The organism is Candidatus Hydrogenedentota bacterium (assembly GCA_019695095.1).
Classification (GTDB): Bacteria; Hydrogenedentota; Hydrogenedentia; order Hydrogenedentales; family SLHB01; genus JAIBAQ01.
Genome location: JAIBAQ010000142.1, coordinates 1 through 15,899, shown reverse-complemented (window position 1 = coordinate 15,899; position 15,899 = coordinate 1). Strand labels below are relative to the sequence as shown.

13 protein-coding genes are annotated in these 15,899 nt (G+C 58.3%); 8 read left to right on the top strand and 5 right to left on the bottom strand.

Features of this window, described 5'->3' with window-relative positions:
* The 3 genes from K1Y02_19160 to K1Y02_19150 all read right to left on the bottom strand — a co-directional run.
* The coding region (locus K1Y02_19160; GenBank protein MBX7258490.1) for a glycoside hydrolase family 127 protein at nucleotides 1-259 on the bottom strand (259 nt) is incomplete at its 3' end.
* A gap of 174 nt (nucleotides 260-433) precedes the next feature.
* Nucleotides 434-2,443, bottom strand: coding sequence for a radical SAM protein (locus K1Y02_19155; GenBank protein ID MBX7258489.1), 2,010 nt, complete (start codon nucleotides 2,441-2,443; stop codon nucleotides 434-436).
* A gap of 226 nt (nucleotides 2,444-2,669) precedes the next feature.
* On the bottom strand, nucleotides 2,670-4,289 hold the full coding sequence (locus tag K1Y02_19150) for a calcineurin-like phosphoesterase family protein (GenBank protein MBX7258488.1): 1,620 nt from the start codon (nucleotides 4,287-4,289) through the stop codon (nucleotides 2,670-2,672).
* 272 nt (nucleotides 4,290-4,561) lie between these two features.
* Here K1Y02_19150 and K1Y02_19145 point away from each other — a divergent pair, with 272 nt between their 5' ends.
* The 8 genes from K1Y02_19145 (at nucleotide 4,562) to K1Y02_19110 (ending at nucleotide 11,735) form a co-directional block, all read left to right on the top strand.
* Nucleotides 4,562-5,275 (top strand): CerR family C-terminal domain-containing protein, encoded by a 714-nt coding sequence (locus K1Y02_19145; protein MBX7258487.1) that lies wholly within the window; start codon nucleotides 4,562-4,564, stop codon nucleotides 5,273-5,275.
* On the top strand, nucleotides 5,259-6,551 hold the full coding sequence (locus tag K1Y02_19140; GenBank protein MBX7258486.1) for an efflux RND transporter periplasmic adaptor subunit: 1,293 nt from the start codon (nucleotides 5,259-5,261) through the stop codon (nucleotides 6,549-6,551). The genes K1Y02_19145 and K1Y02_19140 overlap by 17 nt, the downstream gene beginning before the upstream one ends.
* Nucleotides 6,548-7,282 (top strand): ABC transporter ATP-binding protein, encoded by a 735-nt coding sequence (locus K1Y02_19135; protein ID MBX7258485.1) that lies wholly within the window; start codon nucleotides 6,548-6,550, stop codon nucleotides 7,280-7,282. The genes K1Y02_19140 and K1Y02_19135 overlap by 4 nt, the downstream gene beginning before the upstream one ends.
* Complete coding sequence (locus K1Y02_19130) at nucleotides 7,276-8,481, top strand: ABC transporter permease (protein ID MBX7258484.1); 1,206 nt, start codon at nucleotides 7,276-7,278, stop codon at nucleotides 8,479-8,481. The genes K1Y02_19135 and K1Y02_19130 overlap by 7 nt, the downstream gene beginning before the upstream one ends.
* Entirely contained in the window at nucleotides 8,474-10,186 is a 1,713-nt protein-coding gene (locus K1Y02_19125; protein ID MBX7258483.1) for an efflux transporter outer membrane subunit, read from the top strand. The genes K1Y02_19130 and K1Y02_19125 overlap by 8 nt, the downstream gene beginning before the upstream one ends.
* Nucleotides 10,187-10,191: 5 nt before the next feature.
* Nucleotides 10,192-10,344 (top strand): hypothetical protein, encoded by a 153-nt coding sequence (locus K1Y02_19120; GenBank protein MBX7258482.1) that lies wholly within the window; start codon nucleotides 10,192-10,194, stop codon nucleotides 10,342-10,344.
* A 189-nt stretch (nucleotides 10,345-10,533) separates the two neighbouring features.
* On the top strand, nucleotides 10,534-10,878 hold the full coding sequence (locus K1Y02_19115; GenBank protein ID MBX7258481.1) for a PadR family transcriptional regulator: 345 nt from the start codon (nucleotides 10,534-10,536) through the stop codon (nucleotides 10,876-10,878).
* Entirely contained in the window at nucleotides 10,875-11,735 is an 861-nt protein-coding gene (locus K1Y02_19110) for a permease prefix domain 1-containing protein (protein ID MBX7258480.1), read from the top strand. Before K1Y02_19115 ends, K1Y02_19110 begins: the two co-directional genes overlap by 4 nt.
* A 167-nt stretch (nucleotides 11,736-11,902) precedes the next feature.
* Here the strand turns inward: K1Y02_19110 and K1Y02_19105 are convergent, their stop codons facing one another.
* Both K1Y02_19105 and K1Y02_19100 read right to left on the bottom strand, forming a co-directional pair.
* Nucleotides 11,903-15,166 carry a hypothetical protein gene (locus K1Y02_19105; protein ID MBX7258479.1) on the bottom strand — a complete coding sequence of 1,088 codons (3,264 nt, stop codon included), beginning with the start codon at nucleotides 15,164-15,166 and terminating at the stop codon, nucleotides 11,903-11,905.
* A 205-nt stretch (nucleotides 15,167-15,371) separates the two neighbouring features.
* Nucleotides 15,372-15,899, bottom strand: a 528-nt coding sequence (locus K1Y02_19100) for a hypothetical protein (GenBank protein ID MBX7258478.1), incomplete at its 5' end; no start/stop codon positions are given.

Genomic DNA, 15,899 nt, shown 5'->3' with positions numbered 1-15,899 from the left:
AAAAGATGCCTTCGAATTTGCCTTCCATAAGCTTGCCGGCCTTGGCGAAGTTGTTGATGCGGCCGGTCTCCTCGCATTTCTGAAAGCAATACGGCACGGTAACGGTGCGGTTGGTGTCCTGGCGCGGAGACCAGAATCCGTCGTGAATATGCACGTCGGTGAAGGGCACGGGATGTATAGGGTAGTCGCGTTGCGGCGGCCCGGCCAGGGCAACAGTCACGGGCATGAGAAAAGCTATGGCAATGAGTGCGTGCGGCATATCGATCTGCTCCCCCCTGAAGTTGGCTGCTTCTCAGGTGGAGTATGCAACGGTTTGAACGGAGGAGGCAAGGCAAGCCGACGCCGTCTTGGGGAGAACTGCCGGGAGAACTGCCGGGTTAGCAACACATGGACGAAGCGGTATCATGGCCTCTTGCGTGCGAATTCTCCTTCGCTACGCCCGGGCAATGCACGAGATGAAGTCGTGCACGACGGGGATACGGCTTTCTCCCCGGTGACGGGAGGCAAGTACCTCCACGAATCGTTGCTCAAGCGCTGTGCGGCGCTTGCGGTCGACCGCGTCATAGTAGGCCGTCCCCGCGCCGGACTTAAGAAGATGCTCGAGTACCAACTCCGCCGATTCGTAGTGGAAAGTTATGGCTCCGTCCCAGAGTTGTTCGATTTGGAAACCGGCTTCGTGGAGAAGGTTCCGTATGTGATTGGGGTCGCGCGGAAAATCGAAGTCCACGCGCTTTTCCAGCACGGACGGATCTTCGGCGACGATTTCCCGGAAGAGTTCAAGCGGTTCGCGCGGTGAGTTCTCTTTGTGGACGACGAACGCGAGCCTCCCGCCCGATCCAAGCGCACGGTGTGCGCGCTCGAAGAACGCCGCCAAGGGGATGTATCCCAATACCCAACTTGTGAATATCACATCGAAGTTACGGCTCGTGTCCAAGTGCGCGAGCGCGTCGCCGGCGGCGAACCGCACGTTCTCAATCCCGCATTCGCGGGCGCGCGCGTGAGCCTCCGCCAGCATGCCCTCCGACAAATCCACCGCACAAAGCTCTCCGCGATCGCCGATCTGCTTCGCTAGTCGCACCGTGGCGAATCCTGTTCCGCATCCGGCCTCGAAGACGCGCTCTCTTCCTCGCAGACCCAGCCGGTCGATGATTTCCACGACCGGCTTGCCTGCCTCGCACAACCAGAATGTGTCGTAGTGTTCATGGACATTGTTGTAGGCGGTCTTGAGTTCTTCGGAACCAACGTCGCCTTTCGCCTGGTTGCGGATCTGAAAGAAGAGCGGTTCTTCGTGACTGGAGGCCAGGTGCTGCCTGCACACGTGCTTCGACGATTCAGGATCGAGTGGCAAGGATTTGTCGTCGATATAGGGAGCGAGGACTTGGCCCACGCAGCAGGTTCTCGGCGTGCCGAAGCATACGCCCATGCGATCGAGAATCTGCGTGAGCGGCTCGTTTGCGATGTTGCCGAAGGAAAGCGGAACCAAGTTGCAGGGACAGACTTCCCCGCTGCCATCGATGTAGAGGTGCGTCAATCCTGCGCCGCATCCGAACGCATCGGGCGACTCGACATACATGAAGCTCGACAGAATGGGCATATCTTCGCGGGCCGCAAAAATGCGTTGATAATCAAGCACCCTCAGGCGTTCCTGGGGGGTGAGGAGTACGTCCCTTCTGCCCGCAAGCTTACCGGTCGCGCTGGGTTCGAGGAGATGGACCTCGCGCGCGCCGCGTGAGCCGGCAAAACTCATGAAGCTCTCGAAACGTTCCGGCTCAAGCAACTCATGCGTGCCCACCGCGATGACATAGGGATAGAGCCCTGCCTCGGCGGCCATTCCCAGCGCATTAAGCGCGGCATCGAATGCCCCTTCCTTGCCGCGCATTTGGTCATGGGCTTCGGGGTCAATTGAGTCCAGACTCACCCCTAGAGCGAATAGACCGCTTGCCTTCAGTGCTCGCGCGCGCTCCGGCGTAAGCCCCCATCCGGTTGTGTTCAGTCCCAAGTACGTGCTGTCGTCAAAGGAGCTCGCAACTTCCTCGAGGTCAGTCCGCAGGAGAGGTTCGCCGCCCGTCAGGGTCACGTGCACCACGTGCAGTTCCTGCAACTGCCTCGCAGTGTCCTTCAACACGGAGAGCGGCGTGTCGTCCAGGCTCCGTCCCGCGTTGTAGCAATGCCAGCAGTTGTACGAGCACCGGTTCGTGACCGCAAGCGTGACCGAGAACAGACTCCGCTCGGTGGACCTTCCAATCGCGTTGAACTGCGCGGCCATTGTGTCGAACGCGTGACTCGGATAAGGCGGGAAATGGGTGTTGACGACGTAACAGTCGCCGAACCGCGCAACTTTTTCGTGCGCCAAGTAGCCCTTGAGAAATGTGGCCACTTTGGGGTGCATCTTGGAAAACGCCGGTTCGTGAATGACTCTCGCGAAGAATTCCGTGCCGTTCATGGGTCGTCCCCCTTTACGCCCGCGTCCAGGCGTCGACCTCGAACGTTTTCCAACCAGTTCAAGCGCTGGAGTAATCCTGACGCCGCGGGTCTATTTCGGCGATCCTCGCCGTATCTATTGTACTCCTTACGACAGAAAAAGGCCCTCGTGGAGCATGCTATCGCGATTGCGCATCGTATTGAGCGCGAGTGGCCCGCGAGGGTCCGAAATCCCGCCGCATGGCACGTCAGTTCACAACAAACACGCGCTTCGCGCGGTATGTGCGGCCAAACATATCCGTCGTTTCGACGGTCAGCGTGTGGGCCCCGGAGGCGAGCCCTGCCGGCAGGTTCGCCTTCCACAGGTGGTCTGTATCGTCGGGTTTCGGCATTCCTCGCAACGAAGCAGCAAAGTCTTGGCGAGCCTTGCGCTGGAAGTCCTTGTCATCCGCTTTCCCGCCCGTGAGCTCCGCCAGTTTGGCCATAAACGCATCTTGCCGCGCCAGCATTTGCAGGTAATACGGGTCTTTGTCCGTATACTGCGTCATCGGCGTCCAGTCCTTGGCATCGTCGAGCCGCATAGCCACGCGCGATTTGCTTGATCCCGCGAACACGTTGGCCACCACAGTGGCTTTGGCAGTGTCCGCGGCCGCGATGCGCTCCGGCATCCAGATGTTCATCTGATAGTCGGCGGGACGGCGCGGGATCTTGAATTCCACCTCATACGTATTGCCTTCGAAGGCGATGTATGCGTAGTTGTTGGGGCCGCCGTCTGCCATTTCGGTGGTGGGGATACCGACTTCGTCGAAGTTCCCGCCCCACCAGCTGCCGCAGGCCGTGCCCATATTCAGGTGATGATGCGGCGTGTCCTGCATCCAGCCGCTTTCCTTGCCCACAAACTTGTGCCACTGCACGTGCGTGTGTGCGGAAAGCGAGAACGTATGCGGGAAGTCTTTCAGCAACGCGTACAAATCACGCTGATCCTTAATCTCGGTAATGGGAATGTGCATCAGAAGAACGACCAGTTGTTTGGGATCGACATGTGCCAGGTCGTTCTTCACAAACGTCATCTGCTGCTCGCCGAGGCCACCCGAATAGTCTTCCTTTCCGATTTGCTGGCGGATGTCGTCGAGCACAACGAAGTGCACGGCGCCGTAGTTGAAGGAGTAATAGGCGGGTCCGATGAACCGTTCCATGGAGTCATCGGTGCTGGCCTGCGTGGGCGCATCGTGATTGTGGTCGTGGTTGCCCGGCACGTACCGCCACGGGATTTTGATGCTGCTCATCGTCTCAATGAGCGGCTCAAACACCGACAAGTCGTTAAACACGTTGTCGCCGAGCGTGATGCCAAACTTCGCGTCCGTGTCCTGCAACTCTTCCAATACGTCATGAGCAAGAAACTGAACTTCCTCGACGTTGCGCGTCTGCGTGTCCCCGAAACACAGCACCCGGAAGCGGTTGGGCTCGCGCTGTTTGCGCAGCGGAAAGTCGATGGACGCTGGCAATGCCCCCGTAGGGTCAACACCGGCATACTTCATCGCCGGGGTGCCTTTGGGCTTGTGAATGTAATAGAAACTGGGGACGTTCGTGCCAGGACGAAGCGGCGTCATCCATCCCTTGGGTTTAATGACAAACACGTTTGTCTCATCCGTCACCGTAATCGCATAGTTGCCCGTCTTGTCCGTGGCGACGATGTCTACCCCGTTTGATACGAGCACCCCAGCAATCCCCTTCTCGGAGGCGTCGCGAATGCCGTTGGCGTTTGCGTCGTTGTAGACGACACCCACGGCATTTTCGGCCTGTGCGAGAACGTTGAGGACAACAAAAAGCGCGAGCTGAAGCGCGTGTGCGCAGTAACGGAACTTCATTCTTCTTCTCCCCTTATCCCGTGGATTGACGAACTCCGATGCTACAGTGAGACGTCCCCCGTTTCAATCCCTGGCCTTGTACCACGCGAGCACATCAACACCGGGCAACCGACCTCCGGAAGTCATTACTTCTTTTGCGGATAACCCATTCTGTTCTAGACGATGCAGTTCGTATCGCTGGTGCTCCCCACCGATTTGACAGAATTCTGAAACCCGGATAGAATTCAAATAGTCATTTAAAATGAATATTCTAAATAGGGAATTCAAGCACTATGACCGAACGAACGAAGGGATTGGAGACACGCCAGCGCATCCTTGAAGAGGCATGTAAAGTATTTGGTGAGAAGGGTTTCCGTGATGCGACGCATGCGGATATCTGCAGCCGGGCCGGGGCAAATGTGGCAGCCATCAATTACTACTTCGGCACCAAGGAGAACCTGTACCGGGCGGTCTTTGAGCATCTGTCAGAACGCTCAGAAGTCCTTTATCCCTTTGGAGAAGGCCTTTCCGAGGACGCAGCCCCGGAAGTGCGCCTCTACGCGTTTATCCATGCGTTTCTTGGCCGGGTCTTTGACCAGGAAGAACTTATGCAACTTCACCACATCCGGATGGCCGAGATGTTCGCGTCCACGGGCCTCCTGGACGATCTCATGGAGCGGCATCTTGCCAGCGTCGCCGTCCACATTAGCGGGATCCTTCAACTGCTTCTGGGTCCCGGTGCCTCCGCACGAGACCTGGAATGGTGCGGAATGTGCGTCGTGGGCCAGTGCCTGATAGGTGCGTACGGTCCGCAAGACGACAAGCATAGGCATATGTTGAATTTCAGCGCGGCAGACTTGGACTCCCTAGCCGAGCACATCCATCGCTTTTCGCTAGCAGGAATCGAGGCCATTCGCCAAAGGAGTAATGCTCACGCGGAAAAGGGACACCTTCCATTAGAGTCAACTCGAACTGAATTGGAAACAGACGATGAGCAATCCCAATAGCATCAAGACCGCGGAAGTCGCCAAGACGCTGGGCGTGGGCGCGCACGGACGCAAGCACCGGTTACGCCGCTTTGTGATCTGGCTTGTGATACTGGCGGCAGCCGCAGGGGCCTCGGTCCCGCTGTTCAATAGCAACGGCAAAGAAGTTGTGCAGTACGAAACGCAGCCGGTTACGCGCGGCAAGATCGTGATGACCGTTAGTGCCACGGGCACCTTGGAACCGATCAAGGAAGTGGAAGTCGGCATCGAAGTCTCGGGCACCATCGAATCGGTCGAAGTGGATTACAACGACCTGGTGAAAGTAGGCCAAGTGCTGGCGCGCCTGGACACCTCGAAACTGGAAGCGCAGACGTTGCAGTCGGAATCGGCGCTGAAGTCGGCAAAGGCAAAGCTGCTTCAGGCCCAGGCCACGGTTCAGGAAGCGCAAGCGCAGATGGCGCGCCTGGAGGAAGTCCGCCGGTTAAGCGAAGGAAAGATGCCTTCGCAGTACGAGATCGATTCGCAGAAGGCGACGCTGGCGCGCGCAAAGGCCGACGAGGAAAGCGCAAAGGCTTCCGTCGCGCAGTCGCAAGCCACGCTGGACGCGAATCGCTCGGATCTTGGCAAAGCCGTGGTCCACTCTCCGATCGATGGCGTTGTATTGACGAAGTCGGTTGAACCCGGACAGACCGTGGCGGCGCAGTTCGAATCGCCCGTTCTGTTCACCCTCGCCGAAGACCTCGCGAAAATGGAGCTGCAGGTGGATGTGGACGAGGCGGACGTTGGCAAAGTGAAAGAAGGCCAGGAAGCCACGTTCACGGTCGACGCCTATCCGGATAAGAAGTTTCCCGCGCGCACGGCTCAAGTGCGATATGGTTCGGAGACGGTGGACGGCGTTGTGACGTACAAGGCGGTCTTGGAGGTGGACAACTCCGACCTTTCCCTGCGCCCCGGCATGACGGCGACTGCGGTCATCACGGTCGACAAGCGCGACGACGCCGTGCTTGTGCCCAATGCCGCATTGCGATTTGCGCCGCCGGTAGTCGAAGAGCAGGAAGACTCGGGCGGCAGTATCCTTAGCAAGATTCTCCCGCATCCTCCTCAGAGCGAAAAGACGGTTAGTGAAGACCCCAGCACGAAAGGCACGGAGCAACTCGTGTATTTCGTACGCGACGGTCAATTGACATCGGTTGAGATCAAGAAGGGACTGAGCGACGGCGTTCATACGGAAGTGGTCGAAGGAAGGCTGGAGCCGGGCACGGAACTGGTCACCGATATGCCGGGGAATGTGTCATGAACGCCGACGAGTCAGACCTAAGCAACGACGCGCCCATTATCGAATTGCGCGGTGTCACCAGGACGTACGGTATGGGCACGGCCACTGTCGACGCGCTGGGCGGAGTAGATCTCGACATCTACCGCGGCGAGTTCGTGGCGGTCATGGGGCCCAGCGGGTCAGGTAAGAGCACCTGCATGAACATACTTGGCTGCCTCGACACACCGACCGGGGGATCGTACCGGTTTTGCGGCGTGGAGGTGGGCAAGCTGTCACGCAACCAGCGCGCGTTGTTGCGCAGGCATTATCTCGGTTTTGTGTTTCAGGGATTCAACCTGCTGCATCGAACATCCGCGTTGGAAAACGTGGAGCTTCCGTTGATCTACCGCGGCGAGAAAGCGCTGACTCGGCATCGGCGCGCCCTGCAAACCATGGCGCAAGTCGGCCTGACCGGGTGGGAACATCACACGCCAAGCGAGCTCTCCGGAGGTCAGCAGCAGCGTGTTGCGATCGCGCGCGCGCTCATTACCGAACCGCTCGTGTTGCTTGCGGACGAACCCACCGGAAACCTGGACTCCAAGCGCAGCATCGAGATCATGGAGCTTCTCACCGCGCTCAACGCCGAGCAGGGAATCACCATCGTCATGGTGACGCACGAGCCCGACATGGCCAAGTTCGCGCGGAGGACCGTGCACTTCAAAGATGGGGTCATCGAGAATGACCACCAGCATCGGGAGGCCGTGCCATGCTAATCAATGCGCTACTTCTGGCACTACGCGAACTGCGGCGCAACGTCATGCGATCGTTCCTGACGATGCTCGGCATCATCATCGGCGTGTCCGCGGTCATTATCCTGGTCACGCTGGGTGGCGGCGCCACGAAGCAGGTCACGGAGCAGATCGCGAGCCTCGGAAGCAACCTGCTCATGGTGACGCCGGGCAGAATGCATGGTCCGGGACAGTCTTCGGGGGCAGCGCCCTTCAAACTCTCGGACGCCCAGGCCATCGAACGCGACATCACCTACTTGAAGGGGGTCGCGCCCGTCTCGACTTCGTCCGCCGCCGCGATCTACGGAAACGAAAACTGGAGCACCAACATCACGGGGAGTACGGAGCAGTATTTCACTGTCGCGAACCGGCAGATTCATTTAGGGCGAGCGTTCACAGAGAGCGAAGCGCGTCAGGGAACGGCAGTGTGCGTCATTGGCGAGACTGTGCGCAGCAAGTTGTTTGGAAGGCTCGATCCTGTAGGAAAGTACATCCGTCTTGGAAAACTCTCGTGCGAAGTGATTGGTCTGCTTGAGGCGAAGGGACAATCCGCCATCGGCACCGATCAGGACGACATTGTGGTCCTGCCGTTACGCACTTTTCAGCGCCGAATCGCGGGTAACGACGAGATTGGCATGATCCAGGTCTCCGTAAAGGACGGCGTTTCCACCGATCGCGCCAAGAAGGAAATCGGGTACTTGATGCGCGGGCGGCGCCATCTTTCGTCCAACGAAGAAGACAACTTTAATGTCATGGACCTGAAAGAAATCTCCAAGATGTTGTCCGGAACAACGACGATGATGACGGCGCTGTTGAGCGCGGTCGCCGCCGTAAGCCTCCTTGTGGGCGGCATCGGCATCATGAACATCATGCTGGTGTCGGTTACGGAACGCACACGCGAGATTGGCACACGCCTCGCCATTGGCGCCTTGGAACGAGAAGTGCTCCTTCAGTTTCTCGTTGAGGCGGTGGTGTTGTCGTCGTTCGGCGGTTTGATCGGAATTGCCTTTGCACTCTTCGCGTCCGTTGGTTTGGCGAGTCTGCTGAATATGCCTCTCGTCTTTAACATTCCCATCGTCTTTGTTTCGTTCATGTTCTCCGCTGCGGTCGGCGTCGTTTTCGGTTTCTTTCCCGCGCGCAAAGCCGCCCAGTTGGACCCAATTGAGGCGTTACGTCATGAGTAAAATCTTCACGAAAAGAACCTGGGAATCCATTTGCGCGGAATTTCGAGCGGCTTTCATTCTTGCCGTGGCGCTTACACTCGCTTCATGCGCGACGGGTCCCGACTACAAGCGCCCGAATCTGAAGTCACCGGAACAGTACAAGAGCGCGACAAGCGAGGAGACCGCCGATCCGGGTTTATCGCTGGACTGGTGGAAGGTGTTCAACGATCCCGATCTCGACGCGCTCGAAGTGGAGGCGCTGCGCGCGAACCACGATCTGCAGGCGGCCATGGCCCGCGTGGCGCAAGCGCGCGCGTCCGCGACGTCGGTGAAGAGCGAGTTCTTTCCCGTCGTCACAATGAACCCCTCCGCAACGCGTTCGCGCCGTCCAGGCACGGAGATGTCAGACTCCGAGAAAAGGGAACAGAAGATCAACCAGTTGACGTCAGTAGTCAACAAGGTATCCAGCCTTGTCGGCAGCGTGAGTTCCTTGGGGCAATCGTCTACATCGACCGGCACGGGCGGAACTGGAACAGGGACTTCGACGACGTCGAGCGGCGGCGTGGGTTCAAGCCTGCTGCAAAGCGGCTCGTCCGGCAGTACGTCGTCCACGTCGGCGGCGACCATCTCAAATTCGTACAAGATTCCGTTCGACTTCTCCTACGAAATCGATATCTGGGGCCGTGTCCGTCGGTCTTATGAATCGTCGCGCGCACAAGTTCGCGCGTCGGAGTTCAATTTCGAAGTCGTCCGGCAGACTCTGCTGGCGGATGTTGCGCAGAACTACTTTAATCTGCGCGCGTTCGACGCCCAGGAGAAGATCCTCGTCGAAAGTCTCGCGCTCTATCAAGAGCAAGTCGACCTTACTCAGACAAAGGTCAGCGCGGGTCTGACAAACGAAACCGACCTCTTGCAGGCGAAGGTACAATTGGAGTCGGCGCGCGCGAACGTTGCCGACATCCGGCGGCAGCGCGCCGACGTCGAGCACGCGCTCGCCATCCTGCTGGGCCGTGCGCCCGCCGATTTCTCGCTAGAGCCAAAGCCGCTCGACGGCACGCCTCCTGTCGTTCCCGCAGGCCTGCCGGGTGACATTCTTCGCCGGCGGCCTGACGTCGCCGAGGCCGAGCAAGACCTCGCTTCAGCCTGCGCCGAAATCGGCGTCGCCAAAGCGGAGTTCTTCCCTGCGGTCAAGCTGACCGGCTCGGCCGGTTTCGAGAGCACGGATTTCAAAGACGTGCTGGACTGGAGCAATCGCGCGTGGTCGATTGGCCCCAACATCTCGCTGCCCATTTTTGAGGGAGGTAAACTGCGGGCCAACCTTCGCAAGGCAAAAGCACGCTACGACGAACTTGAGGCGACCTACAAGCAGACAGTGCTGACTGCCTTTGGCGACGTAGAGGACTCGCTAACCGACCTGCATCTTCGCGCCGATCAGGCGGAGGCACAGACCAAGTCCTTGGATGCGTCGCGCGAGTACCACAAGCTCACCAAGATTCAGTACGACACCGGCATCGTCGATTATCTGCAACTTGTCGATGCGGAACGCACGCTGCTGGACGACGAATTGTCCGCCGTGAAGATTCTCAACGACCGGATGGTCTCGACGGTGCTGCTCGTGAAAGCAATCGGAAGCGGATGGGACTCTCAATCGGCCGCGCCGGTGCCTACGCTGAAGCCCAGCGAATCCGGACCGGATAAAGTGGCCGCCAAACAGACAAAGGACTAGATACGATGCGACACATTCGATCTGTATCCGCCATGAGACCTGCGACGGCAGACGAACTCTCCACCATTTCCTCCTTGCTCGACCTGATGTCGTCCATCGTTGGTCTCTTCAGCCAAGTGCTCTCCCTATTCGGGCTAGGCTCGAAGACGACGGTGTAGGCGGCGACTATCCAGAGGACAGATCCTTAATACCTTAAGTTGCTGTGAGATTGACTGAATTCGGCGGCCGGACAGCTAGTCGGCCGCCGAGTCATCTGCAACGGCTTCGGGAGAAAGGGCTTTCCCTGCAATGTGCCCCTTTCGATAATTCCCCTTGACAAACAATACTCTATGTGTCTAAATAGTGGTATGGAGAACATTGAACGAGATCTGTTGCGCGGCCACCTGGAAGGCATGGTGCTCTCGTTGCTGGAGACGGGGGAAGCGCACGGCTATGAAATCCTCAAACGATTCCAGTCGCGTGGCGCGGGCGCGCTGACGTTGAAGGAAGGATCGCTCTATCCCGCGCTGTACCGATTGGAACAGGACGGATTCATTCGCGGCAAGTGGGAGACTGCAAGCGAGAAGCGGCGGGGACCGCGTCGGCGCATTTATTCGTTAACGGACAAAGGCCGCAAAGAATTGGCTCGCAAACGGAACACTTGGCAAACCTTTGCCGAAGTGGTCGGCAACATCATGGAGGCAACGACATGAAGGCATTACGGATTCATGTTGAACGCATTGTCCGCCCCATCCGCGGAGGCGTACTGCGCAAAAACAAGATGCGTGAAGAGTTGCTTGGGCATCTCATGACCGCCTACGCGGAAGAAGTGAAGTCGGCTCCATCCGAAAAGGAAGCAATCGCGCGTGCGACGCAGCGCTTGGGCGATCCCGCAGCGTTGAGAGCAGAACTTCAGGCTACGGTTCCCGTGTGGGAACGCTTGGGACATCTGCCCATTCCGGTGCTTGCACCGGAGATCGATGATTTCGAGGGCCAATCGCATGTGTCGTTTGCCACGCGATTCACAGCGATTGTGCTGAGTTGGCTAGTCGTTGGAGCGCCCGTGCTCGTGTCGATTGGCTTCCTCGTCTACTACACGGTGGGCCGCGCCGTGGTTCGTCCACGCCCATTCAACCTGCACGGAGCTATATCGGCGCTTCCCTGCATTGCGGGCATGATCGCGCTGTTGGGTGTCGCGCTCTTCGTGACGTTGATGCTGTTCAGTTGGATCGGTGGACGTAAGGTGGTGTCTCGCACAAGCAGAGAACCATCGTTCGTTAAGGCGAGTCTGATCACAGGTCTTTGGCTCGCGGCAGTAGGATTGTTCTTGGCGATGGCTGTTCCCTTCGGCAACTTCCTCAATCGAGGTACGTCTCAAATACCCCCTTCGGAAGTATTCGCCGCAATCGGGACAGCGATGGGACCGAGCGTCTATCTGTGGCTTTTGTTCCCCTTAGCGATGCTTGTATTCACTACGCCCATGATGACCTTTGAGCGCAGGCAATACGAGAACTGGGGAAGCCTTGACATTGACTCGGAGGACGAAGAGGGCACCGCGAAGCCTGCTTGATGAGAACGCCAGGTTTGACATGTTTCCGCGTCCTTTTCCGATCGGCGCATACAACGCTGTATCGTCCCCGATTCACGGGGTCCACTTCATCTGGAAGTTGAAAGAGCAACCGCCCGGGGTCGCTTTTTAGCAACACCCGGACGGTTGTGTTCTTTCTCGAATTGGAATTAGCTATTCGCTTGCGCTTTGTTCGATGCACGCCGCGATCTGGAAATCACCAGACCCATCAGCACGGCAAACACCGCACCCAGAACTCCCAGTGTTTTGACCGTATCCAGCGGCAGCGGAAATGAGTTGACGTCCAGCGGATCGGTGCCACTCTCTGCCTCCTGCAAATCGGCGACCCCGTCGCCGTCATCGTCCAAATCTACCGCGTTGTTGAGACTATCGTTGTCCGTATCGTACGGAAACGCATCGTCCAAGTCGGGAGTGCCGTCGCTGTCGTCATCCGGATCGAGCGCGTTGTCGATTCCGTCATTGTCGGTATCCAGCGGATACGAATCGTTGACATCGAGCACGCCGTCATTGTCATCGTCGGGATCGCTGTCATCGATAGTGCCATCTTGATCGGTATCGGTTTCGCCGCCAAGGCCGTAGGTGGAAAAGCTCGTCAGCGCAAACGTAATCGTATTCTTGTCGGTGTCGCGCGAGATAATATCCGTGATTTCGATATCGAACTTGCTGGTCACCGTATTGAATTTGAAGATCTTCAGATGTGCTTCATCGAGACCTTGGACTTCCGCATCGGTATAACTGACAGTCACGGCCAGCGCAGGGTTGAAGGTGGTGCCGTCGGGACCGAAGTCGCGAACGACAGGAATCGCATCCACCGCATCCGGGAGTTGATCGGGGTTGACGATGTTCACAGGAGTCTCGATTTGAATGGCTTGCGGCTCGCCATTCGGGAAATTGACCGTCGTGCCTTCCGCAAGCAGTACCGAGGTACCGCTGCCGTCCGCGGCGGTTTGCTGCTCGGTGACGAGCACGTCGTTGTTACCCAATTGAGTACCGCCAACGGCGCGCGAGACTTCCAACGTCGTTGCCATGACGTGGGAAACTCCGCCGATGTCGCGTAAATACAAAATCCGTGTACCGCCCCGGGTAGGTACAGGCATCATCTGATTTCCTGCTTGTTGAAGACGCTGATCGGCTTCAAAACCGTCTGCATTCGCGATCATGACGTCAAAATCCGCGATCTGCATGGATTGAAGGTAGGCGCTATCCGTGAACAGATTGTTCCAGTCTTCGCTGAAGAGAACAATACTCTTGTCCTGCGAGAACACCGGCGTATGCGCGAAGTTGTCGCTCTCCAGCGAACGAATCGAAACAAGGCGGACATCGTTGCGCGACGTGGGCGCGAGTGTCGAGATGTTGGTGCCGGGCCGCTTGGGTGCCGCGATAATTTCGTCGACGTCTTTCAGAATATAGACGTCGCCCAAATCGCCCGATACCCCCAGCGAACCAACACCGTGATAGTCCGCGAAGGCTACCAGTGTTCCATCCGGCGAAACGGCCGGCCAATCCGCGCTCATGCCATCGCCGGTAAAGTCCGTCAAGACGACCGGCGATCGCAGCGGATCTTCGGACCCGTCAGCGAGTACTGGAAGCGCGACAATATCCTTCGGCAGACCGCCAAGCCGGCTTAATCCGATAACCCAGTTGTTCTCGGGCAACAAGGTGCTCGACGTGTCGTTGTACGAATACCCGTGGTTCACAATCGTCTCCAGCGAACTCACTTGGCCCGGCGGAGGTATCGGAATTCGATAGGGTCCAACAAGGATGGCAGAATCGTCGGGCACCCAGCATGCGCGCGCATTCGGGGAAGTGGGATAATCGATCGTAATACGCCGCCAACTGGATGGATCTCCGAAGTCGACAACAAAGAACGCTGAATTCTGAGTCGCCGCGTTGACTGCCCAAAATGCCGCCCTAGTCCCGGCGTTTGAGGGCGACGCGACGAACGCCATGCGCCCGGAAGCGTTGGAGCCGTCGGAGGCCTCCCCCGCGTAGAAGGCTGCATCAAGCAATTCGGACTCCGCCCCGAGCGCATACTGCGGTCCGTACGGAAGCACGTCGGGCACGATGCTGATTTCGGTCGTGAATCGGAAAGGCGTGGGGCCGCCGCTCGGGAAGGTGAACTCCACAAGGAACGCTTTCCACCCACTTGGTGGAGCGGGCACGGAAGCGATGTAGGTATCGGTATCGACGGGAGCCAAGACGGTACTGGAGTACAGGGGCGGCTGAAACTCCAGGCTGAAACTACGTTCGGACACGGTAGACGTTTGCCACAACAACACCTGGCTTGGCGTTCCGCCGGACACGTGGATCTCGAGACTGCCATCGTACTTCTTAGTCCACGTGACGTCAGGCCGGGGCACGCCGTTGATGATGGACCAATACCATGCGCGCAGATCATTCACGGCGCCGGCATTCAGACCATGGCCCGCGTTGGGTACATAGCGAAGCCGCTTCTCGCCCGTAAGCCGGTCCCAATAGAACTGTGATGAATCAGGAAGAAAGAATTCGTCCTGTGAACCGTTCAAGAGCAACTTGGGTTTGTTCACGTAGCGATCGAGATACGAATATGGCTCGACGATTTCGCACAGCGCCGCCATTTCGGGCGTATTGAACTGCTCCGTTATACCTTCGTTCTCGTAATCGACGATCTGAGGCGACCAGAAGCCGAGGGCGTCGAAATGGTGGCGGAATGACACCTGCATGTTGAGGAGATCGATCACCATCGGCGCGAATGCCACGACCCTCGAATCTACAGCCGCCGTTGTCCACGTGGTCCATCCGCGCTTGCTGGCGCCGGTGACCACAAACTGGTTCACGGTGCGCTGACCGCCATCGGGGGTGGCCATGAATTGAGTAACCGTGTCAAGGGCGCGGACAGCGGACTTTGTCATGGGCAAACGCGAGAGCCATTTGGATTCGCCGGTCTCAAGAAACATCCGCCAGCAGTACGCGATCTGCTCGTCCTCCGTGCGAGGTTCTGAAGCCGGATCGTTCAGGAAGGTCAGCGGCTGGTTCGGCACTTGCCGGAGCATCGCCGTGACCGTGTTGGTTTCGACCGCCATCTGCACCAGCATCGGATCGTTGGCGGAGGGCACGCCGGACGAGGTGCTGCCGCCGGTGATGTAGAGAAGCCCGGTCTCGTGCGAAACCGTGTCGGGAACCGTGATGACCATGTGATGCTCCCAGAGCGTCCGGTCGACTTCCGAGGAAGTCAACCAGTTCTGAGAAGACATGTGAAAGACGAAATCGGTATATCCGCTATGCGGGTACGTCGCGAGCAACTGCCATGAGAAGGCGGAGTCTGGCGCAGACACGTAATCGTCGAGCGGCGTGGCAAAGGCCCGCAACGGCATCACCGACGTTAAAATCAAAGCCAGGAGACACACGACATGCTTCAACGTGAATCGACACATTGCGGCAATCCCCCTGAAGTTGGCGCGACCGCAGCCCTCGCCCACACTCCCCCGTGAAGACCGTTACGGCAACACAGCCTAACACCCGCCGTGAACCGTGTGCTGGCAGGCTAACACCGTTAGGATGGATTGTCAACGCGCGACGCCTTGTCCTGCTGGTGGACTGCTTGCGAAGTGCGTCTTGTGTAATCGCGAGTATTCCGAGCTAAGCACCCTTGCCTTTTGAAATCGGCCTTGGCTCTGGGGGAGGCGACGGAGCTCGATTCTCTTTGGTGCTCGTGCCGCCAGCGTTTGTGGGTGCTGGGGCAACTTGCTGAGGCAGGCGCGTTATAGAGGGCGCTGGGGTGACAGTATTGGTGGGCCACAACCAGGATCCCACCAGTAGCAGAAGCGCAGCGCCTGCAGCGACTGCGAGTGCAACATAACTCCAAGGTATCCTGGCTGTTTGCTGATCGGGTTGAGCCAGGCGGTGTTGCGGAGGCGCTTCCTTGCCGGGTGCGGCGTCGCCTTGCCAATCCACGGGCAACAAAAGCAACAAGGCCATGACCCGTTTGCGGCGCTTCTCTTCTTCCTGTTCCGCGGGTTCCAGCAACGTGTGAAGCGTTAGTTCGCTCAAGGCGCTGCGCGCGCGCTGCAGCCGCTTCTTAACGGTTTCGCGGGATAGGCCGGTCCAGTCCGCGATTTCTTCCGTGCTAAGCCCTGCATGGTAATGGAGGGTGAGCACTTCCCGGAA